This is a genomic window from Pseudomonas sp. NFX183, assembly GCF_047943075.1.
Lineage (GTDB): Bacteria > Pseudomonadota > Gammaproteobacteria > Pseudomonadales > Pseudomonadaceae > Aquipseudomonas.
In genome coordinates this window covers 4848346-4868449 of sequence record NZ_CP181333.1, presented here as the reverse complement: position 1 = coordinate 4868449, position 20104 = coordinate 4848346, and the positions used below count along the sequence as shown (strand labels likewise).

16 protein-coding genes and 3 pseudogenes are annotated in these 20104 nt (G+C 56.5%); 2 read left to right on the top strand and 17 right to left on the bottom strand.

The window, feature by feature from the left end; all coding sequences use genetic code 11:
- Positions 1 to 63: 63 nt before the first annotated feature.
- Entirely contained in the window at positions 64 to 273 is a 210-nt protein-coding gene (locus ACM530_RS22890) for a hypothetical protein (RefSeq protein ID WP_242198598.1), read from the bottom strand.
- An 83-nt stretch (positions 274 to 356) separates the two neighbouring features.
- Between ACM530_RS22890 and ACM530_RS22885 the strand changes: the two are divergent.
- Positions 357 to 662, top strand: a pseudogene (locus ACM530_RS22885) (SOS response-associated peptidase family protein); the annotation flags it as partial.
- A 483-nt stretch (positions 663 to 1145) separates the two neighbouring features.
- Here the strand turns inward: ACM530_RS22885 and ACM530_RS22880 are convergent.
- Both ACM530_RS22880 and ACM530_RS22875 read right to left on the bottom strand, forming a co-directional pair.
- On the bottom strand, positions 1146 to 1391 hold the full coding sequence (locus ACM530_RS22880) for a hypothetical protein (protein ID WP_242198600.1): 246 nt from the start codon (positions 1389 to 1391) through the stop codon (positions 1146 to 1148).
- 703 nt (positions 1392 to 2094) lie between these two features.
- Complete coding sequence (locus ACM530_RS22875; protein ID WP_242198602.1) at positions 2095 to 2634, bottom strand: hypothetical protein; 540 nt, start codon at positions 2632 to 2634, stop codon at positions 2095 to 2097.
- A gap of 745 nt (positions 2635 to 3379) precedes the next feature.
- On the opposite strand from ACM530_RS22875, the gene ACM530_RS22870 reads away from it, so the two are divergent.
- Positions 3380 to 5005, top strand: a complete 1626-nt coding sequence (locus tag ACM530_RS22870) for a methyl-accepting chemotaxis protein (protein WP_242198604.1) — start codon at positions 3380 to 3382, stop codon at positions 5003 to 5005.
- A 33-nt stretch (positions 5006 to 5038) separates the two neighbouring features.
- Here the strand turns inward: ACM530_RS22870 and ACM530_RS22865 are convergent, their stop codons facing one another.
- The 14 genes and pseudogenes from ACM530_RS22865 to ACM530_RS22800 all read right to left on the bottom strand — a co-directional run bounded on the left by ACM530_RS22865 (position 5039) and on the right by ACM530_RS22800 (position 20102).
- Complete coding sequence (locus tag ACM530_RS22865; protein WP_242198606.1) at positions 5039 to 5554, bottom strand: lysis system i-spanin subunit Rz; 516 nt, start codon at positions 5552 to 5554, stop codon at positions 5039 to 5041.
- Positions 5551 to 6084 carry a glycoside hydrolase family 19 protein gene (locus tag ACM530_RS22860; protein ID WP_369301027.1) on the bottom strand — a complete coding sequence of 178 codons (534 nt, stop codon included), beginning with the start codon at positions 6082 to 6084 and terminating at the stop codon, positions 5551 to 5553. Before ACM530_RS22860 ends, ACM530_RS22865 begins: the two co-directional genes overlap by 4 nt.
- A 68-nt stretch (positions 6085 to 6152) precedes the next feature.
- Positions 6153 to 7079: a tail fiber domain-containing protein gene (locus ACM530_RS22855; RefSeq protein WP_242198610.1), complete on the bottom strand. Its 927-nt coding sequence runs from the start codon at positions 7077 to 7079 to the stop codon at positions 6153 to 6155.
- A gap of 60 nt (positions 7080 to 7139) precedes the next feature.
- On the bottom strand, positions 7140 to 8042 hold the full coding sequence (locus ACM530_RS22850; RefSeq protein ID WP_242198612.1) for a hypothetical protein: 903 nt from the start codon (positions 8040 to 8042) through the stop codon (positions 7140 to 7142).
- Positions 8043 to 8349: 307 nt separating this feature from the next.
- Positions 8350 to 12066, bottom strand: coding sequence for a phage tail tip fiber protein (locus tag ACM530_RS22845; RefSeq protein WP_416363221.1), 3717 nt, complete (start codon positions 12064 to 12066; stop codon positions 8350 to 8352).
- Between the two features lie 59 nt (positions 12067 to 12125).
- Positions 12126 to 12737, bottom strand: coding sequence for a tail assembly protein (locus tag ACM530_RS22840; protein ID WP_145164116.1), 612 nt, complete (start codon positions 12735 to 12737; stop codon positions 12126 to 12128).
- Positions 12738 to 12965: 228 nt separating this feature from the next.
- A pseudogene (locus ACM530_RS22835) lies at positions 12966 to 13400 on the bottom strand (methyl-accepting chemotaxis protein); the annotation flags it as partial.
- Positions 13401 to 13502: 102 nt separating this feature from the next.
- A pseudogene (locus ACM530_RS22830) lies at positions 13503 to 14189 on the bottom strand (PAS domain-containing protein); the annotation flags it as partial.
- Between the two features lie 250 nt (positions 14190 to 14439).
- Positions 14440 to 15207 (bottom strand): C40 family peptidase, encoded by a 768-nt coding sequence (locus ACM530_RS22825; RefSeq protein WP_416363220.1) that lies wholly within the window; start codon positions 15205 to 15207, stop codon positions 14440 to 14442.
- Positions 15208 to 15209: 2 nt separating this feature from the next.
- Complete coding sequence (locus ACM530_RS22820; RefSeq protein WP_145163898.1) at positions 15210 to 15962, bottom strand: phage minor tail protein L; 753 nt, start codon at positions 15960 to 15962, stop codon at positions 15210 to 15212.
- 11 nt (positions 15963 to 15973) lie between these two features.
- Positions 15974 to 16312 (bottom strand): phage tail protein, encoded by a 339-nt coding sequence (locus ACM530_RS22815; protein WP_145163896.1) that lies wholly within the window; start codon positions 16310 to 16312, stop codon positions 15974 to 15976.
- Positions 16312 to 19371, bottom strand: coding sequence for a phage tail tape measure protein (locus ACM530_RS22810; protein WP_369301029.1), 3060 nt, complete (start codon positions 19369 to 19371; stop codon positions 16312 to 16314). Before ACM530_RS22810 ends, ACM530_RS22815 begins: the two co-directional genes overlap by 1 nt.
- A 27-nt stretch (positions 19372 to 19398) precedes the next feature.
- A complete protein-coding gene (locus ACM530_RS22805; RefSeq protein ID WP_242198619.1) occupies positions 19399 to 19704 on the bottom strand; it encodes a DUF1799 domain-containing protein in 306 nt (101 codons plus the stop codon).
- A gap of 17 nt (positions 19705 to 19721) precedes the next feature.
- The gene (locus ACM530_RS22800) at positions 19722 to 20102 is read right to left on the bottom strand and encodes a phage tail assembly chaperone (RefSeq protein ID WP_145163892.1); all 381 of its coding nucleotides are present in this window, start codon (positions 20100 to 20102) and stop codon (positions 19722 to 19724) included.
- Positions 20103 to 20104: the final 2 nt, after the last annotated feature.

Sequence of the window (20104 nt, the reverse complement as noted above, 5' to 3'; positions counted from 1 at the left end):
CAGTTAATAACGCAGATGGCTTGCGGTCAATTTGGCGTAAGAGATATCTGACAAGCGGCCCCGTCAGACAAACTCATCTGCGTAAGCGGCGACAGCCTCTTCTGTGAGTTCCCGCCACTCACCGCTGTCGATTACGCCGCGCTCTTTCATATCGTCAGCCAGGGACAGGCGCCTCTCGTAACGATCTTCAGCTGTCGCCGATATGAAGTCGGGTTCATTGCGCAAGGCGAACCACGCCTGCATTGCGTTGATTTGCTCGCTGTGGATCGTCATGACGAATACTCGAGGCCAGTGTCTACAGTGTAGAGATTGGCCAGCGCCCAACTGTTCAGCAGGTCCGACAAGCGGAGAGCATCATGTGCGGAAGACTTACCCAGTACCGGGGAATTCACGACTTCGTGGCAGCGTTGAGCATGCCTAACGCTCTGGCTAACTCTGTCGGTGAATTGCCAGTGGAGCGTTACAACGTAGCCCCCACAACCCAAGTCGCCCTGCTCCACCTACAGGGTGATCTGCTGCACGCCGACATGGTGCGCTGAGGTCGGCGGCCACACTGGGCCAAGGTCAGGGCCGCACCGATCAATGCGCGCGTCGAGAAAGTAGCCCATGGACGGTTCTTTCGTGCGATCTGTCCGCACCGGGCAATCGCACCCATCAACAGCGGCTGCGCTTGTCGCGATGGCGACTGTAAAGACGCTACCACCACGCCCCCGGCGCTTTCCGTCTGATCAGGGACAGCGCTGGCGGCCCAGTTCGGCCACGCCACAGGCACCCTGAATGGATCGCCGAACGGATGGGAAAAGCAACCGGCAACATGATCCTCTAGCACCATGGGGAATGGATTAACGAGGATGGGCCGGACGCGGTGGGCGTGCTACAGCTGGCACTAAAGCTTCCGCCGACGCCAGTTTTACACTTGACGCCTTAAAGCCCCATGACTGGCGCAACGGACCACTGCAGTGGGGCTTGATCAGGTACGCAATGGTTCTCGTACAGAGCGCATCGGTACAAGCCGCGCCGAGGTATCGCCCAGACGAATCGAAAGCGTCCGCTTACTATCTTTGCCGGCAATGCTTCCAACCACCACCTCACGCATCACGTGTTCACTGACAAGAACTTTAGCGTGTCGGGTGAAGCCTCCTCGATCAAGCGGTCAGTTCCCGGTACCGCGCGGCAGCTGCGTCCTCGACCGCAATAAACAGCGCCTCGATGGTCGCCGGGGTCAGCGCATGGGCTGCATCTACCCCTTCGACAAAACCTTTAGCGCGCGCCAGGGCCAGCTTCAGGGCTTGCAAATCCTCAGCACGCGCCTGGCGTGACAGGTGGTTTTGCATCTTGGTGCGAAGCCCAGCCGGTAGGCTTATCGCGTCCAACTGCTGGCTGACGTTCATCTCGCAACTCCCTGCACTTCGGCTAATATTGTGGCCAATTCGCGCAACGGGTACTGAGCTTGAATCAGCTCGCAGCCTGCGCAGTGTCGCACCGGGTCATGAGCATTACTCGGCCATTGCGTGGCCAGGCATAAACGGCAGCGTACCGCTTCCTCGCTCATGATCCATCGCTCATTCAACAGGCCTAAAGCGAAATCAGCACACAAGTCGGGCGACAGTGGGCTAGAAACAGGACACTGAACCTTTATGTATTCATCCATGCGGACTCGAACCCTTTAATAAGACGGTAATGGAATTCCCGCCCGTGCTCTGGGGATAAGACCTCGCCGGCGATCAAACCGTCCAAAAAACCAATCAACTGGTTATACAGACTGGGCGGCGCCCGCTCAGTCAAGGACTGGATCCGGAACGCCTCTACGTGGTGACGCACTCTAAATAAGATGTACTCGGGGTCTGCTAGGGTCATGAGGTCGTTGAAAAATTGCTGGGCGTTATCGATGGCTAGTGGATGAGTGAGGGGCGCGTACATAATTATTGTTGCCTTTGTAGATGGACTGCACGTTGAAGCGGTTATGCGAAACTGGTAACGCAGTCTAGGGCTGCCTGGCTGCCTATACCAATAAAAAACGCCCCCGTCAAGTCAATACGTGCAGCCCCTTTTTATAAGTGGATTATTGTTAACGCCTGACTGGGAGAATGCCACTCATGGAGAATCCTCCGACACAGCCCTCAGAATGTTTGCCAAATCCCGCAACGGATATTGTATGTTGCCAATTTCACAGCCATCGGAATGGACCATCGGAATTTGAGCATTGCTGGGCAGTTGTGTGGCAAGGCAGTAGCTGCAGCGCACGGCTTCGTCACTCATAAGCCACTTATCATTCCACAGTCCGAGTGCAAAATCGGCCGTCGTTGTGTCGGCCACTGCCGGCGGTAGATCTGGATTTAGGATCATACTCCACCTCGCCATGCGCTGGTCAGCGTCGCCATTCGTATTCGGGCAACCAAATTCCTCGGGGAAGACTTTGTTATCGTTCAGCCACGTAAAGACCTGGGCACATGCTCGGACGATCTCTGGATCAAGTCCCCACACCTCGGTAACGGCGGAGCGAACATGTCTTCCCGCGTTCCACAAGGTGAACAGAAAACTGGCTACCGTACGGCCCTGCCTGGTGTCCTTCTGAGCGGTTAACAGGAGTTGCTCAAGTGCTTGTTGAGTTTCGGAATCGAAAGTAAGTGACACGGCGTAATTTCCTTTTTACGTGATCGATGGACTTACGAAGAGCTACTGCGGGGGTAGGGTATACCCTGCCTGAGGCCGACTTTCCATTCAGCTATCAAAGCTCTACCTTTGACATAGATGATTGCAGCGACTAACGCGATACGCTTCAGCGATGCACAGAGCCCACGCCGCTTCGGCTTGTCCGCCAGAAGGTAGCACAGGTTAACTCGCTGATGGCCACACCATAAACACCGACTTGTAACACCGGAGCGTGACTGGTGATAGTACGGGTGGCGTGGACTGTGTGGGCCAAAGCCGACGCTGAGGGGCGCCAACCGCTGCTGCTCGCGATTGACGCATGCACTGATGGGCCCTGACAGAATATGCACACTCGTCGACAGGTGAAGTGAATAATCTCCACAACTACCAATCCATGCAATACAACTTGGATACCGGAGACTAAGGTTGACTAGTATTAGTGGGTGAAGGTGTCGTAAGCACTCACCAATATTCTGAAATAGCCCCCTGTACTACACTGAAAGGTTCCACGCAGCGTCACTTGATGCCCTCGCAGATTTTCCCGATTCACTTTTCGCAATCCATCTGCCGTAAAATTGGCGTTTTGAGAGCTCCATAGACTCCAAGCACGCTCAGCTGCAGACATAACGGGTCATTCGATAGAAATTTTTGATTGATCTGTCAGAGGTTAAGGCCGATAGATAAATAATACTGGCAGCGTCGCTGGTTTTTTCCCTATGGAGTCACCATGAATCTACGTTCCATTAATATCGCTCCCAGATCCGCTCTCTGCTTCGGCCTTATCACTATGCTTGTAATTGCACTTGGAGCCTTTTCGTACGTACAGCTCGGAAAATTGAGAGGAACAGAGCAGGACATTGAAAATAATTGGCTCGCAAGCATACAGACTGCTGACGATATACAGATTGCACTTTTGGGCGCCCGTTTAGAGAGCATTCGCTTACTAGCCACTTCGAGCCTAGAAGAAAAAGCGACAGCTTCAGAGCATCTTCAGGACGCGCAGAATATACTTAATAAGCAAACCGAATACTATCGAAACAATTTAATATCCGATGAAGACGAACGAGCGAAATTTAATGAAGCCGCTACGACGATGGAGAAATATATAGACGGGCTCAAAACCATACTCGAATTAGATGGCACGCAGCATGAGAAAGCCGTTCAATTTGCAAATACTGAACAGCGTGATCGCGCCAACGATTACCAGGCTAAGCTTACAGCATTGAGAGATCACAACGTCAAAGGAGCAGCTACAGCAGGGACTACAGCGACGGCTGTATACTCAAACAGCATTACAATTGTCGACTCAGTGATTGGTGCTTCATTAGTTCTTACCATATTTCTTGCAATTGCACTTACTCGAAGTATAGTTCGCCCTATGAACTCCTCTGTAAAGATGGCAGAAGAGATAGCAGCAGGCGACCTTAGGCTTGTTCTTGAGGTAACCGGAAATGATGAGTCCGCAAGGTTAATGCGAGCGCTCAATACAATGCAAGGAACCTTGCGTGATACCATCAGCGAGATATCTGAGGCTGCCACGCAGCTTAGCACTGCCGCAGTTGAGATGAGCTCGATAACAGAAGGCGCAAGCTTTACCCTTCAGCAGCAAAATAGTGAAATCGAACAGGCTGCAACTGCGGTGACCGAGATGAGCGCCGCGGTTGATGAGGTTGCTCGCAACGCTATTTCCACATCAGAATCAGCTCGTGAATCCAACAAAGCTGCAGCGGCAGGAAACAATAAAGTTGGTGAAACACTCAAAGCAATGCGCAGCTTAACGGACAGAATTGAGATCACGTCGGAACAAGTACAACTGCTAGCTGGACAAACGCAAGAAATAAGTACAGTTTTAAGTGTAATTCGAGCAATCGCGGAGCAAACCAACCTCCTAGCGCTAAACGCTGCTATTGAAGCTGCTAGAGCAGGTGAACAAGGAAGAGGATTCGCAGTGGTTGCGGATGAAGTTAGAGCTCTTGCTCATCGAACCCAAACTGCAACTCAGGAAATCGAACAAATGATTTCAAGCATTCAGGCAGGTAGTGCGCAAGCTGTAGAATCGATGATTAGTAGCACCCATGAGGCGCATAGCACTAGGCAAACGGCTGATGAGGCTGGCCAGTCGCTCAAAGCTATCACATCAGCTGTTCAGCTGATCGATGATCGGAATCAGCAGATCGCGACTGCATCGGAAGAGCAGGCTCATGTAGCAAGAGAGGTAGATAGAGCTCTCATAAGCATTAGAGAACTCAGCGTTCAAAGTAGCGAAGGAACCCATCAGACTCTTCTAGCAAGTAACGAGCTTTCGAGACTTGCAATATCACTCAATCAGATGGTCGGTCGTTTCAGAATTTAAATACCAAACCCACCGTCAGCCCTGCCATTTAATTTAATCGGCTATCGCCCTGAGATATGCCTGGCACGCGCGCAGCGCGATCAGTCCGTTGTCCCCATCGTCGGTGATGGCGATAATTCGTTGCGCATGCGCTGGGTCAAGTTGGGCTCGACGGGCTGCATGAACCACGCCGACGGCGCCGGCGGCGGTAGGCACGTTACAGCCACTGGCTGGATCATCGGCAAGGAGGACCGACAGCCGCACATCAGCAGTGGCAAGGCGGTCGCGCAAAAGAGCCTGGTTGCGTTGAGCATCGGATAGTTCTCGAGTGTGTTGTTGATCCTGGGCCGCGAGATCCTGCTCGATGGCCAAGCGTTTGTCCTGTTCGGCGCGGGCCTGGGCCGCTGCGGCATTGCTGATCGTTGCCAAATCATCCTTGTGCAGGCCGGCCTGCTCGGCGAGCTTCTCTCCCATGCGCCAGTCCTGCACCTGCCAGGTCACGCCCGCGGCGCCGGCCATCAGCGCCAGGATCAGCAGCACCAGGCTCGCCAGCTTCTGCACCGGCGTCACGCCAGCACCTTCTTAGCCCGCTCCCACAACTGCAGGCGATCTTCCAGGCCGTTGAGCCCACCGTTAATGCGGCGGGTGATCTTCGTGAATTCACCCTGATCCGCCAGCGTGTTGAGCCCCTTGGTGGACCAGAACCAGGCCGCAGACATCGCCGCGTGCTGGGGCAGTTCGAGCAGTTCGGGCTCGTTGATCAGCTCCAGGCCCATCGCTTCACCGCACGCGGCATAGTTGGCCCGGCCGGTGATCTGGATCAGGCCGCGGCCACGGTACTTAGAACCGTCCCCCTTAACGGTGTTGCCCAGATCGGCGCGACCTTCATAGCCGGCCTGCTGGGCTGTGGGTCCCCAGACCTCGCGCACGTAACGCAGTTGCCCCGATTCATGCCCGACCTGGGCGATAAACGCGGCCAGGCGCAACTTGCCGACGATGCCATAGCGGCCCATGGCCGTGTTCAACACAGGAACGAAAACGCCGGTTTGGCGGCCGGCGTTCGGGAGGATTTGCAGCAACTGCTGCTCGGTGATCGGCATAGCTTTTCTCCAGGCGAAAAAAAACCGCTCAAGGCGGTATCGGTGGGCTTCTTTGTGGGGGGCTCTGCTTAAGCCTGTGCAGCCTTCAACGCAGCGAGTTCTGCGCGCAATTCTTTGACAGCCCCCATCAAGTCCGTGATCAACGCCATCGGTTCGAGTTGCTGAACGCGGGGTTGGCCGTCGTCGCCAATCCCATCTTTTTCGCCGGTGACGGCAAGCGGATTGACTTCCTGCGCCTCGTGCGCGATCAGGCCTTGGTAAACGACGTTATCTCCCTTGAAAACATCGCCGAAATTTTTGCGCTGGTAGGTGACGATCCGGTAAGCGTCGATACGGTCCAGGTAAGATGCCTGCGGCGCGTCCTTGATGTATTTTTTGAAGCGGTAGTCAGAGCCGAACAGTGTCATGGTGCCCACGTACGTTGCGCCGATGTACACGTCAACGTTTGAGCCGGTCCAGTTGAAGTTATAAGAGTTCGCTGTGTAAGCCCCGTTCAAACCAGTGCGGCAACGAATTCCACGAACCGGAAGCTCTACTGAAACCTCGTTCGTTACAGCTAACGTACCTACCGCCACACCCGTTGCAGATATAGTGGGAACGCTCAATATCCCAGCATATGAGTAGGTCATGGTTGGGCCACCGGCAGTATTGCCGGCGTTTACTGAGCGCCAGGAGAAGCCGCCGTCACCATTACCTTTGTTTACAATGAAATGCCCCTCCCCCAGCCCGGCAGCATTCCAGCCCATATACAAGCCCTGAATGTTGTACCGGCCTGACGCCGCCTGCACGCCTACCTCAGTGAATATAGCGCGGCCATCAGTCACGCCAGTGCCACCCTTAGAGATTGGTAAGGCGGACGGGAGAGTTCCATTCGTTCCGCCGAGGGCAGCATAAATCTCCGTCGACATTGCATTCATTTTAGCGGCGGCGCTCCGGGTGGTATCACCACCGGCGCCTGTAGGCGCTGTACCTAAGTTAATTTCCTGTCTTGCCATAATAATCTCCAAGTAACATATTCATCGAATCAGTGATAAGAGTATAAAAAGTGTGTTACTTCAATTAAACGGAAACGGTAGGCTCGCCGTCTCTACAACAAGAGCAGTCGGCAACCTATCAGTCGCAACTTGTGAAAAGTTTGGAGGCATCGGCGTACCGGTAATAACCACCGGAGTATCTTGGGGCGTTCCCCCTGCTGGCCCAAACATGAACTGCATCCCTCCAACGATTCCGTATGCGCCTTCACTCCCGCCGTATCGATAGGTAGGGTAGCTTTCATTATTGCCGTACACCCATATTTGGCAGCCGCGAGTCCATGGGAGATACGCCGCGTATTCAATCCCGGCCCGGAGGTTCATCGTAACCTTCGCCGTCAATATGTTTACCTGATAATTTGGCGGGGTCTGACGCTGCTCTACTGTGAGAACTGCCCCGGCGTAAGGTCTGCTCGCAGTGGGGATTGGATACATCGTTGCTTGCGTACCTGTAGGCGGAGGAGCCTGGACCGCAGCTACAATATTCAGGGGCGGCTGCAGCGAGTTGAAAGACGCGCTCGCATCACTGAACTTGGCCTTCAAATACCCGCCTCCAGGGAACACATCCTGCATTAGATCAAAGCAATAAAACCTCGTGCTAGTGCTTGCGTTTGTGTAAAGAAAAACCATTGAGTCGCCAATGATCTTTGTACCCTGCAAGCACCCTGGCCCAGTTAAAAACACAATCGGTGATTTTGCACCGGTAACTGTGAACCCATAAATAACATCAGCAAACGATACACTTTGGCTAACAGTTGGCTCCGTCCAGTTGCCGCCCCAACTTGGATCTACGTTACCGCTCTTTAACTGTCTACGCCTCCAAGTCTCAATAACAACCATGTACCCACTTTTAACGAGTCCATAGGTGATACGGCTAGTATCGAAAAGCAGAGTTCCATCGCTCTTTTTGACTGCAAGCTGAGGCATTAATAGTACCCGTAATAAATTATGCAATTAACTGAGAAGTTTCCCCAGCCATTGGTGTTATACGAATACGCCCATGAGAGGACACCGTTAACAATGGTGGCAGCAGGCAGCTTACCTTTCTCCTGCTGCCTATCTTGTAGAGGTACGACGATAGGGTATTGGGTTTTCCCTGGAGGTGGCGCAGGCAGAGCGAGAGACCCATTCACGGCGTTTGTAACTACCGATCCTTGGGTCTGACTGATGCTCATGGTCATATCAACCTTAACCAAACCCGTTACTTGATCTTTAATAACTAGTCCGACCATTTTTAAAGACTCAAGTCAATGCCAACTACACCGTTAGCGTAAATGAATTTAAGGGCTGTATTGGTCAGCCTCATGGTGCCGACGTTCGGAATATTCCCGTTCATTTCGAAAGTGCCATCAAACGACAGTCTCCAGCCCGCCCTCCCCGGGTCGTAGTTGTTGGATTGGATGTAGTTGCCGATCTTGGCGTTGGTAATCGTGCCGTCCTGGATGAAAGCCGACTTAATGAACGTCTGCCCACCCTGTACCGCAAAGGGCACGATGCCGGCTTGCCCGATGGCGAACCGGTCGGCGTCGATGATGAACTGCGACTGCAGACCGCCCGGCCCGTTCTCCAACCCAAGACCGATACCCGCGTACTTGTAGAGGCCGGTGGCAGCCTCGTACTGCAACCGCACAGTCCAATTCGCAGTGACCTTGCCGTCGACGGTTTGAATGGCCGTGGCATTGGTCTGGATGGCCAGGGTGTTGCCACCCACCGAGGTCTTTAGCGTCTCGATGCTGGACGCGAGCACGCCCTCGCCGCTGATCCTTGCGGTTTGCTCTGCTGCAACTGCCGCGGCGGTCGCCGCCACCTTCACCTCGACGGCCTCGGTTTTCTGCCCCTGGACAAGATCCCCCTCGATCAATGCTGACTGAGTGGACCAGACCCCAACGTAGGCCGCTTCGGAACCCATCAGCGCGCTATCGTCGCCCTGCATCGGTGGATTGACCTGCAGATAGATGCCGTCAACGCGCTCGGCCGTGGTTGAGACCTTGCCGTCGAGCGTTTTAACCGATGCCTTCAGCGTGCTCAGACCCGACGCCGTGGCAACCACGCCGGTGACTGGATCGTTTACCGTCGTCCTCACCGCATTCAGCTGCGACGCCTGAGCGCTGATGTCCTGGCCGTGCTGATTGATCGTCGCCGAGTTCTGCTGAACCTGCGTCACCAGGGCGTTTACCGTCTGCGTTACAGTGCCGATATCGGTCCAGTAGGTTGCGTTCGGCGGCGGGTTGTTTGCCGGTACCGGGCCGTTTGCCTGGTACAGGTGCTGCCCCACTCGCACAATGTCGTTCAAGGCGTAGGCCTTGCTGGGAACGTACTCAAGGGCGTCGACGATCTGGTCAATCAGGCCTTCCAGCTCCTGCTTGGCCGTGTTGATGCGGCTGTTCACCGAACCCGGGCCATTGCCGTCGACAAGGTTGATACGGTCGTTGAGCGTCTTCCCAAGCGATGTTTCGTTGATCTGCCCCTTGATCTGTTCAAGTATCGGGCCAGCGTCCGAACTGGCCTGGCCCATCACACCATTCACCACCGGGTAGAACGGACCTATGTTGCTGGTGCGGTCCACCAGGCGCGCCCAGAAGAACAACGTAGCGCCCGCCAGCAACTGCTGCATGCGATAGTCGGCCTGCGGGTACGCCAGGTCGGCCAGCTTGGTAGCCGCCGCCAGGTTGTTCGCCGGGCCATACCACAGCTCGGTGCGCTGGGTGTCATCTGCACCTGCTGGGAAGCCCCACTTAATGCTGATGCCGAACAGTTCGCTGGTGGTGCGCAGGAACGACACCGCCGGCGGCAGGCCCGTTTTGCCTTGCAGGTTGGTGAGGTTCGAACTCTTCCAGACTGAGGAAATTTCAAAGGCGCTCACCGAGCGCACGCGAGCCAGGTAGGCGCCCGAGTAGATGCCGGTGACATCGACGCTGGTCGAACCAGTGCGCTGCACCTTGATCCAGTTGCCGCTGTCCTTACGCCACTCCACGTCGTACGCGACGGCGCCGATGACGGCTGGCCACGAGATGTCCATGGTGCTGATCGCGATGCCCTGATTTACGGCATAGCTCGATGTCAGGGTGACGCTGGCCGGCGCCGGAACCACGGTGATCGGGATAACGCTGATCGGCCGATCTTCCAGGCGCGCGCCGGTGTCGATGTGCGCAAACTTGCTCGGGTCGTACTGCACGGCCGAGATCTCGAACACGCCAGGCTCTGGCCGGGCCACGCTCAGGACCCGATACAGCGGGATCGCCAAGTCGTCGGCATCCAGCGCCCACACCAGTTCAGCTTCGGGCGTCACGGAATAAGCCACGGTCACCGTGACTTTCCGGCCACTCACCAGTTGCACAGTCCGCCCCTCACACTTGCCATCAGGCAGGTTGAGGATCAGCCGGTCGCCGGGCTTGGCCTGGGTGTCGCGGTCCAGGGTGATGACCTTGCCATTCACAGCCGAGATGCGCCCGCCCACCGGCCGACCGGCCAGCAGTTCGTCAGCGATCGGAATTACGTAGCCGGGCAGCGGGATACGACCGTCGAGGCCGACCTTGAAGGTGACCGCCCGATCCTTGGAGTTTGTGAGCAGCGCCCACTTACCACGGCGCTGGGCCTCGGATTCGCGGGTGCAGCCAATCGCGCTGATCTCCAACGGATTGTCGCCATAGCGCCGCTGCAGCTTCTGGTCAGTCACCGCCGTGACGTCGGTGTCGTAGTTGTTCAGCGGGTTGTCGTAGCTGACCAGCGCGCGGGTATAGCGGGTGCGCTCCGACGCGCTGGAATAGGTGAACTTGCCATCGAGCACGCTTGCGCGGGTGTAAGCGAAGTCGAAGTCCGTGGCTCGCGGCATATCCGACAGGGTGAATACCTGGCCCTGAGCCCAGTAGGTCATCCCTCGGTAGATCGCCGAGATATCGCGCAGTAGCGACCAGGCATCAGCCTTGCTCTGCAGGTTTAAATTGCAGATGAAGCGCGGCTCCTGGCCACCCTTCCCGTCCGGCACCAGATGGTCGCAATACTGCGAGATGCGGTACAGCTCCCACTTGTCGACCATCCACGGCTTGATGCGGCGGCCCAGGCCGAAACGGTCGTTCGTTGTGATGCCGTAGGTGTGCCAGACAGGGTTGTCCGTCCAGGCCTCCTTGAACGTCCCATCCCAGACACCTGTGTAGCTACGCGATCGGGGATCATAGTTACTCGGCACCTGCCATTTTCGGCCATCACACTCGAGCGTTACCGCTGGAATATTGCGGAACTGCTCGGCCGAAAACTCGATGAAAAGTAGGGCCGTATTTGGGTAACGAATCTTTGCGTCGATCACCTCGGTGAAACCGGCGATCTGCATCGTGTCGGAGATTTTGTTGTTGTTCTGGTTGGGCGTCAGCCGGGTGATCTTCAGCAACCATCCAGTCGTTGCGCGCGGCAGATCGATTCGCCGGCTGCGCTCGTACAGGCTGGTGGTCTTTCCGGAAACCCCCTCGCTCAGCACTTCCTGGTAGGCGCCGCCGTCAGTGGCCAACTCGATCTTGTAGCCGATCGCGTAACCCTTGATGTTGCTGCCAGCATCCACAGATTGAAGCGCTGGCCATGCAAAGCGCACGCGCACAGCCGAGAGCTGTGTGTTGCTGATGGAACGGACCCATGGAGTACCGCTACGCAACTCGGCGCCAATAGTGGTTTCGTTCGCGACAGATGGAATGCCCTGGATGTAGGTTTGGTCTACCGCTCCTGCTCGCCACTCCCACTTCACATTCGGGAAATTGATGTTTCCCTGAGGGTCTTGCAGGGGGGTGTTGTCGAGATAGATGTCGCGCGCCGTCGGTATGCCTTCGAACTCACCCTCGCCCACCGCGATCAGCATTTTCGCGATAGCAACAGAGCGCAGACTGTCCGGCGCTTCGGTTGGTATTTTCGGTTTCTCGGAACCACCCTTGGCGCCGTAGATGTCGAGCTTCTTTGCTGCGCCCATGCTTTCCTCCAGGCAATAAAAAACCGCCTCAAGGGGCGGCGCTGTTCAGCAGGTGCGGGCTACATTTGGTCTTCCGCGTAGATTTCGGCACTGATGATCGCGCCGCCCCAGCGTCGGCGGCCGGCACACAGTGCTGCCGGGTTGCCGGATGCCGTGGTGTTCTTCGCGCTACCGAAGGCGTAGCCGGGAGTATTCTCCGGCGCCGCACTGGTCTTGAGGCCGCCGGCCTGGGGGCTGAGCATTTGGATAACGCCGCCCAGCACCATCGAACCGCCCATCATGATCAAGGCTGAGCCAAACGGTGCCCCCGCGCCAAAGGTTCCACCGGTGATGACCAGCCCGACAACGATCAGTACTGCGCCGACAATGGTTTGCAGCGCTCCGCCGCGCTTACTGCCGGTTATCACCGGGGCAATGCGAATATCACCCTCCCCCGAGAACTCAAGTTCCTTCTCAGCTAGGTTTGTCTTGCCGCGAAATACGGCGAACTCGATCCCACGGGACTTCGCGTTGGACAAGAATCGCTCGAACCCTGGAATTTGCACGCACAGGGCCTTAACTGCTTCTGCCGGCGTCCTTACGGCCATCCGAAAGGACTTACCAAACTGACGAAGCTGTCCGTAGAGCAGGATCGTGGTCATAGGCTGATAATTAACGGCAAGTGCCGCCATTTGCTTTTCTCCAGGCAATAAAAAGGCCCGCAGAAACGAGCCTTGATCAATTTGATGCGCTGCAATACGCGCTAGTTTAAGTACCGCCAGTCTCTTACTGGCGATCCAGTAACTCACCAACAAATAGTGCGTTGTCTCAGAAGCTACGCCTCTGGGCCGATTTAAAGTTACTCTCCAACGAATGAACCTAGCCCTCAAAATGGCAGCCTTACCGGACCACCTCGTTCGCTAAGCAACCTGGGTCGCAAACCTGCCCACCGCGTCGACCACTCGCTTCGCACCATCCTGAATTTCGACAATGACCTGACCTGCCTGGGTGGCGAGCTCAAGGCCCTGTTCAGCTTGTGATTTGCTATTCGCCATTTCAGTGACGGTCTCATCTACCAGCTTCTGATTCTGTAAAACTACCGATGCGATTTCTTCTGTCGCCGTGCTGGTTCGCCCAGCCAATTGTCGAACCTCGTCGGCCACAACGGCAAAGCCTCGACCCTGCTCACCTGCGCGAGCGGCTTCAATCGCAGCGTTTAAAGCCAGAAGATTGGTTTGCTGAGCGATGCTGCTAATCGTCTGAATAATCGAGCTGATCAACAATGACTGTTTGCCCAGCGCTTCTACTCCCCCAGAGGCTGCCTGCATGTCAGCGGCGATTTTACGCATTGTGTGCATAGTGTCGTTTACGACAACAGCTCCTCGCTGTGCGCTGATATCAGTTTGCTGGGATATCTCAAACGCTGTTTGGGCTGCCCCGCTGACTTCTTGCTCACGGGCCACCTGATCCGTCACCACAGTCGCGAACTTTACTACTTTACAAAGTTTACCTTCGGTGTCGTAAACAGGGTTGTAGGTTGCTTCCAGCCACACCGTTTGGCCGCGGCTGTCTAAGCGCTCGAATCGGCCGGCAATAAACTCACCTCTATTCAACGCTGACCAGAAATCCTTGTATTCCTGGGATGAAACTTGCTCTGGTTTACAGAAAACTCGGTGATGGCTCCCTTTTGCTTGTTTTAGGCTGTAGCCCATAGCTTGTAAAAACTGATCATTTGCCATCAGTACATTTCCAGAGAGATCGAACTCGATCACCGCTGTAGAACGTAGTAGCGCCTCAATAAATGACGCATTTTCCGAAGCTTTTTCTACTCGAGAAGTAATGTTAGTAGCGTAGCAAGTAACATGACTCAACTGGCCACTCTCATCTTTGATTGGCTGCCAATGTGCATGAATCCAGACTAATGAGCCATCAGCATGAAGGTACCTATAATCGTCGGTGATCGATCTGCCTGCGGCAACCGCGGATCGGAAGTTATGAAAGCACTCTAGTTTGGATACGTACTGCGGCACAATCTCTGCCATTGCGCGACCTAAAAGACTATCCGGAGCATAGCCCAGTGCTTTTCCAAAATTGTCGTTACATGCCGTAATTCTAAACGTTGAGTCGATACTCAAAGTTAACATTTCACGGTTAAGGCCATCGCGCAGCTGGCGCAGCTCCAACAGCTCATTATTTTGAAATTGAAGCTGTTTCTTAAGGTTAGCGTTGAACATAGGAAATCGCCTCTGTGATCACACCAGTCCTATCGGCATCTTCTGGCGAAAATTGAGGACATCCGAGGGGAAAACGGTTTTGCTGTGCACAGTATAGTTGAGCGACGATGCTGCAACATCTAGAGGCTGCAGAATTCAGCGACTCTGGCGCTAAATAAAATTATTTCAATTGGCTCATGGCGTCTTTGTGCCGGAGAATCAAGCTGGTTCGGTCATACCAAGATCCGCCAAAGACAATGATCTCAGATGGCCTTCCGTAAAGATGGTGTAGTAGGAATGGACCGACGCCGAACGTACCCGACTCTTCATCGGGCAGTGCCGGGTCTGTGCCCAGGTAAATCCCAGCGTGGTTCGGGTGAACAGTCCGCCCGACATGCATGACGATTAGGTCGCCGCGCTGTGGCCGGTCGACTCGCACAAAGCCGGCTGCCGCGTAATGCTGCTCGTACAGGCTTACGTTCTCTGCACTCTCCCACCAGCCATCGACGCGCTGGAAGGCTTCAAACTTCAGCCCCCATTCCCGCTGATACCAATCGGCGCAAACCTGCCAACAGTCCCAAGCGCCGTGCACGAACGGGCGCTTGAGCAGCGGCGTGCTACCCGCCGGCGTAATCGTGCGCAAGTCACCCTCGGGCCAAGACAGGATGTGCCATGGCAAAGCCGTGGCCTCACACATGGCCAAGTCATGCGGTGAGGGCCTGCTGGTGGCGTCCGGGTGCGAGTGGACGATGCCGATCACCTCGCCCAAGTCTTCCGCCGCGGCGTAGTCCTCGGGGTCAAGCCGGAACTCTTCGTTCGGCTCCTTGGCTATGTTCCGGCACGGGAAGTACTTCTGCGCGCGGCCCACGGCCAACAGCAGGCCGCAGCACTCTCGCGGATACTCCGTCGCCGCATGCGCCTGGATGGCCGCAATGATGTGCTTGCGCATGGTCAGCTCCGGGCAATGAGAGACACGGCGGGGAATCCGCCAAAGGACAGTTCGTTGTTCTCGCCGAATCGCAACTTGCAGGACGACAGGCAGCCCTTGCACTGATCCTTGGCCGGATCATCCGTGGGGTTGTCTTCGTCGTCGAACATGGCCGCGCCGGTGTAGCCGCAGTCCGGCCCTCGGTAACCATTGGTCATGGCCCAGTGGCAGAACGTCGTCATCTGGCGCCCGGGAAGTCCATGGTTGTCGATCTCACCAGGAGACGACAGCTCCCAGACCACCGCCTCGCCGTCCTCGCTGGTCTTCTGGTCGATGTACCAGATCTCCAGCGCCTCCTGGGTCGAGTCTGCAGTCGGATTGCCCTCCGGGTAGTTCGCTGCATCCAGATACTGCGCCAACGTCTCGCGGACAGTGAGCTTGAACTTCAGCAGGTCCTCGAACGCCAGGCACAGCGCTGTGACACGCCCATTGATGTTGCCGGCGGCAAATGTCGGGCGAGTGGCTGTTCCGTCGCTGCTGGAACCGATACCTTCAATTTGCACCGGCCAGGCCGCGTACTCGGCACCCTGCCACCAAATCGACTTAGCCGGCAGATCGGCTTCTGATCCCTCGTATGCCAATAGTTCGTCCGGCGTGTGCGGGATAGCATGACCGTGGAAGCGCAGGTAATCGGCGCCGTATTCGGTACCGTCAATTTCGAACAGGCGAATCTCGCCGCCGGGCTCCAGTTTCTGGATGTCCGTGATCAGTGCCATGGGTGGTTATCTCAGGGATGAAAGGTTTGCTGGAAGGTAGCGGTGATGGCGTAGACCTGGCCGCCGCGGTGCACTGGCTTGTAGCCGTTGCACTTGTAGAGGCCAAGCTCGCCGAGGGGCGGCGTCCAGAGAAAGCCTTTTGCCCCCTTATGCCTGTCGAGGAACTTCCTGATCTCCAGGATTCGCGTGCCCATACCGGTAAACGTCACCGGCCAGGATTCCGACTGATTGTTCAGTCCATCCTCGACCGACTGCTCATAGCCATCGCCGAACTTTTTGGTCCGGACGCGCTGGGTAATCTCCCCTTCCGCGCCCTTCTCCGTTGCCCATGTAAATCGTTCGATTGCCATCAGCGCCCCTTGATTGCTTTGTTGATAACGCCGCCCTGGCCCATGTCCTTGTTGCGCATCTGCTGGTACTTCTGCTCCACAAAAGCCGCCAGCTCCTTGCCGAACAGGTCGTAGCCAGGCGCGTCGGCGGAGGATGATGCGTTGCCGTCTCCGTCGATATGCACCGCGACGTTGATCTGCGTTGCACCCGCCCCGCCACCGCCCATGGCCATAACACCCAGCTTGCCGCTGGATGTGCGAGTCAGTGGCATGATCGCCTCTGCTCCAGCCTCCCCCATAACGCCGGTTTTGCCGTTGGCCATGCCAAAAGCTGTGGGTTTACTGACGACCGAGTTGGTGAAAGCGCCGCCGTCGGCGAACATCTGCACTCCGCCCGACCAGGCGCCGCCCAATGCTTGCGGGAAGTAGGACCCGGAATAGCCGCCAGCCGAGGCGCCAAGGTTTGAAGACGCGGCACCAGCTGATCCAGCAGCCAGCCCATTGCCAACGGCGGCACTGCCGCCCAAGTAACTCGCCGCGGAACCCACCAGGCTGCTCAGTAATGCCGAGCTGGCCTGACGCGTTGCTATGCGCGCCATGTCAGCCAGGATCGATTTTGCAAAGTCCGAGAACGATGCTTTACCAGTCATGGCGAAGTTGACTACCGCGTCTTCCATCGAACTGAAGGCGTTGCCGAACAGGCTTTTCGTCTGCCCGGCGATGTTCCGCGCCGAATCCAAATAGTTGTCCCAAGCCGCTGTCGCGCCCTTCGTCCAGTCGCCCTGGGCGCTCTCCACATCCGCGTAGTTCTGCCGAATCTGGTCAGTGGCAGCTTTATTCGCGTCGGCGAGCGCTTGCGACTTACGCTTGAACTCTTCCTCCGACATGTTCCGCGACGGGTCAGACTTCTGGTTGGCAAGCTCCAGCGACTGCTGAGCAAATCGGTCCTGTTGGTTGTTCAGTTCGCCGCTGAGTGCGTTCTGACGGTCACCCTGGCCTACGCCAATCACGGCGCGCTGCCCGGCAAGCTCCAGGGCTCGTTGTTGCTGCCCCAGTGCCTGCACGTAGGTGCTGATCGCGCGCTCTTGCTTCGCCAGGCGCCCGGTCTCGTTGGTCGCCAGCACTTCAAGCTGGCTATCAGCGTCCTTCTGTGCCTTGACCATTCCCGCTCGCGCGTCAGCGATCTTCTGGTCGAGCTGGATGGTCTGCGCGGCCAACGTGGTCTTCATCCCCTTTGCGGCTTCAAGGGCGGCGATCTCGGCCTCGTAGGCCGCCGTTGTCTGGTCGAGCTGATTGCCGATAAGCGCCTGGCGCCGCAGCAGATAGTCTTCCTCGGACAGCAAGCCAGCCTTTTGAGCCGCTTCCAGTTCCTTCTGGTAATTTTTGTAGGTGTCGGTGATCGCCGACAGGTCGTTCTTAGCGTTGTTGAAACTGGTTAAGTCCACCTGGGAACCGGCGGCCTTCGGGTCTTTGAACTTGTCGTTGATATTGGCGATGTTTTTGTCGACCGTTGCCTGAGCCAGGCGAGGATCGTTCGGCGCTACCTTGCGGATATCGTCGAGCTGTTTCTTGTAGTCCTTGAGGGCGTCGGCGCGTTTCTGCTCATTCGTCCATGACGATTTAGTCAAAGCATCGATTTTAGCCATCGATGATACGGCTTCGCCTTGGGCCTTGGCTTGGTCACCCTCCCACTTCGCGATATCGGCTTGGGCCGCCTTCTCATCTTCCAGCATATTCAGGCGATCTTGCCGAAACTCAATCAGCGCGTCTTTGGACTTTTTGTTTTGGAACAAACCGTCCATGTTATGCGCTTCAAGCAGGTCCGCCTTCGCGCTTTCAATATCCGCGTTGATGTCGCGACGACCAATATTCTTGATCCCGTCGGCGGCGCGCGCCACGGCGTTGTACGCCTTCTCCCAAAGACTGAGGTTTGCCAGAATCTTTGGAGTGCGCTCATTGATCGCATCAGCGTAGGCATCGGTCGCGAGCTTCACGGCGCCGGCGTGATCGCCTTGCTTTTCCAGGGCCACGATTTGCGAGTAAACCGAGGCAGTCAGGTAGTGGTACTGCTCGTTTAGCGCGGCGGACGCCTTGACAGGGTCGTCCGCCAGCTTGGAGAACTCCCCTACTGTCTCACTCACAGCTTTGCCAGTGGCTTCCTGCATCGACACGGCGGCCTGAGTGATCTCGGTAAAGCTCGCACCTGCGATCTTTCCGTTGTCAGCCAGCAGGGCCAGGACAGAGGCTGCTTGCCCCGTAGATCCGACAGTAGCGCTGACCTGGCGCGCCATATCGCCGAGCTGTCCGGCACTGACGCCTGCGTAGTTGCCGGTGAGGATCAGCGACTTGTTGTAATTGTCGGTTTCGGCTCTACCCTGAACAAATCCATAAGCGAGTGCGCCGACCGCTGCGACAGCCAGCCCAATAGGCGCGGCCATTGCCGCGATCCGAATTGCCGATGAACCGGCATTGGTCCCCAGCTCCAGAATGTTGTGCGCTGCAACGCGGATGTTGCCTTCAGCCAGAGCGTTTCCCAGCTGAACCACGTTCTGCCGGGCGGCCTTGGTGTTCAGTCCGAGGCCGGCAAACGCCGAACTTGTCTTGTCGATCTCGGCATACTTGCCATCGATCTTCTTTAGGGCTTGGTTGTATTGCTCTTGGTTGATACGGCCCGCATCCAGGTGCTTGCCCAGTTGCTCGACCTGGGTATCCAGCTTGGCCAATGCGGCGCGGGCCGGGTCAATGGCACCCAGCAGGCTGTTCAGGGCCTTCTGTTCGTCCATTGCAGACTTGGCCAAGGCGATTTGCTGCTTATCGAGCTGCGCCGAGATCTTCGCCGCCTCGGCCTCGCCGTAGGCGCCGGTCTTGGTCAACTTGGTGAGCGCGTCACGCTGCTTTGCCAGGTCCTGCGTAGTCTTGGCGCTGGTGGAAAGCGACTTCTCCAGCGCCTGCATTTCGTTCATCAGCGAAACGGCGGACTGCTCGGCCCGGCCGCCGGCCTTCGCCATATCATCCAGGCTCGCTTTAGCCTGGATTGCATCGGCCGAGTCGATCTTGACGCCGAGTTCTGCAATGTTCATCGACTCACCTTGAATAAGTGCCCGTGCTCACGGGCTGTTTTCCCTTTCCTCCGCCATGACGCGCAGGGCTTCGCCTTCCAGCACCTGAAGGTCAGGGAAGATTTCAGCGAGTTTCTTTTTCTTGATACCGAGGAAGCCGGCCACGTCGCGGATGCAGTTGTAGTCGAGACCGATCGCGCCGCCGGAGCCCGCGCGCCACTGAGTCGACATCCGGCTGAACAGGAAGAACGCCGGCCAGTTGCAGGGCCAGACCTCGACATCCTCATCGTCAAGGTCGGCAGCCGTCAGCCCGAGAACACCCAACTGCTCAGCAGATGGGCCGCTTTCGTACATTGCTTTGGCTGCCGCCCTCAGTTTCCCAGGCGCGCCTGGCTAAAAGCGCTCTGGTAGGCGTTGATTACTGCTTCGGCGGTGCCATAACAGGACTTCACAAGAGCATGGATGCTCTTGTCGTCGAACTTGTCATCGAAGCCCCACCCGACGACGAGATCCTTGATTTGCTGCACCTGAAGCTCGGTCTCGGCAGAGACGACATCAGACAATGTGGTCCCTTCAACGAAACTGGCGCGCATCTCCTTGCCCTTCGCGCTCCAATCATCAAACAGGGCGGCAAGTCCCGGCCGATCCCGATACTTGAAGGTGAACTCAATTTTTTCGGGCTCCTCCCCGACAATTGGAATCTGCACGAATGCCTTGAATGTAGGGTTCTGGGCGATCCTGATCTTTGCCATGG

Coding starts and splice junctions, on each gene's coding strand:
- ACM530_RS22880 (WP_242198600.1), bottom strand. CDS start 1,391: ATGAACGTCAGCCAGCAGTTGGACGCGATAAGCCTACCGGCTGGGCTT.
- ACM530_RS22840 (WP_145164116.1), bottom strand. CDS start 12,737: ATGGCGGCACTTGCCGTTAATTATCAGCCTATGACCACGATCCTGCTC.
- ACM530_RS22870 (WP_242198604.1), top strand. CDS start 3,380: ATGAATCTACGTTCCATTAATATCGCTCCCAGATCCGCTCTCTGCTTC.
- ACM530_RS22815 (WP_145163896.1), bottom strand. CDS start 16,312: ATGGCAATCGAACGATTTACATGGGCAACGGAGAAGGGCGCGGAAGGG.
- ACM530_RS22850 (WP_242198612.1), bottom strand. CDS start 8,042: ATGCCTCAGCTTGCAGTCAAAAAGAGCGATGGAACTCTGCTTTTCGAT.
- ACM530_RS22800 (WP_145163892.1), bottom strand. CDS start 20,102: ATGGCAAAGATCAGGATCGCCCAGAACCCTACATTCAAGGCATTCGTG.
- ACM530_RS22845 (WP_416363221.1), bottom strand. CDS start 12,066: ATGGGCGCAGCAAAGAAGCTCGACATCTACGGCGCCAAGGGTGGTTCC.
- ACM530_RS22825 (WP_416363220.1), bottom strand. CDS start 15,207: ATGCGCAAGCACATCATTGCGGCCATCCAGGCGCATGCGGCGACGGAG.
- ACM530_RS22810 (WP_369301029.1), bottom strand. CDS start 19,371: ATGAACATTGCAGAACTCGGCGTCAAGATCGACTCGGCCGATGCAATC.
- ACM530_RS22820 (WP_145163898.1), bottom strand. CDS start 15,962: ATGGCACTGATCACGGACATCCAGAAACTGGAGCCCGGCGGCGAGATT.
- ACM530_RS22805 (WP_242198619.1), bottom strand. CDS start 19,704: ATGTACGAAAGCGGCCCATCTGCTGAGCAGTTGGGTGTTCTCGGGCTG.
- ACM530_RS22855 (WP_242198610.1), bottom strand. CDS start 7,079: ATGGCAAGACAGGAAATTAACTTAGGTACAGCGCCTACAGGCGCCGGT.
- ACM530_RS22860 (WP_369301027.1), bottom strand. CDS start 6,084: ATGCCGATCACCGAGCAGCAGTTGCTGCAAATCCTCCCGAACGCCGGC.
- ACM530_RS22890 (WP_242198598.1), bottom strand. CDS start 273: ATGACGATCCACAGCGAGCAAATCAACGCAATGCAGGCGTGGTTCGCC.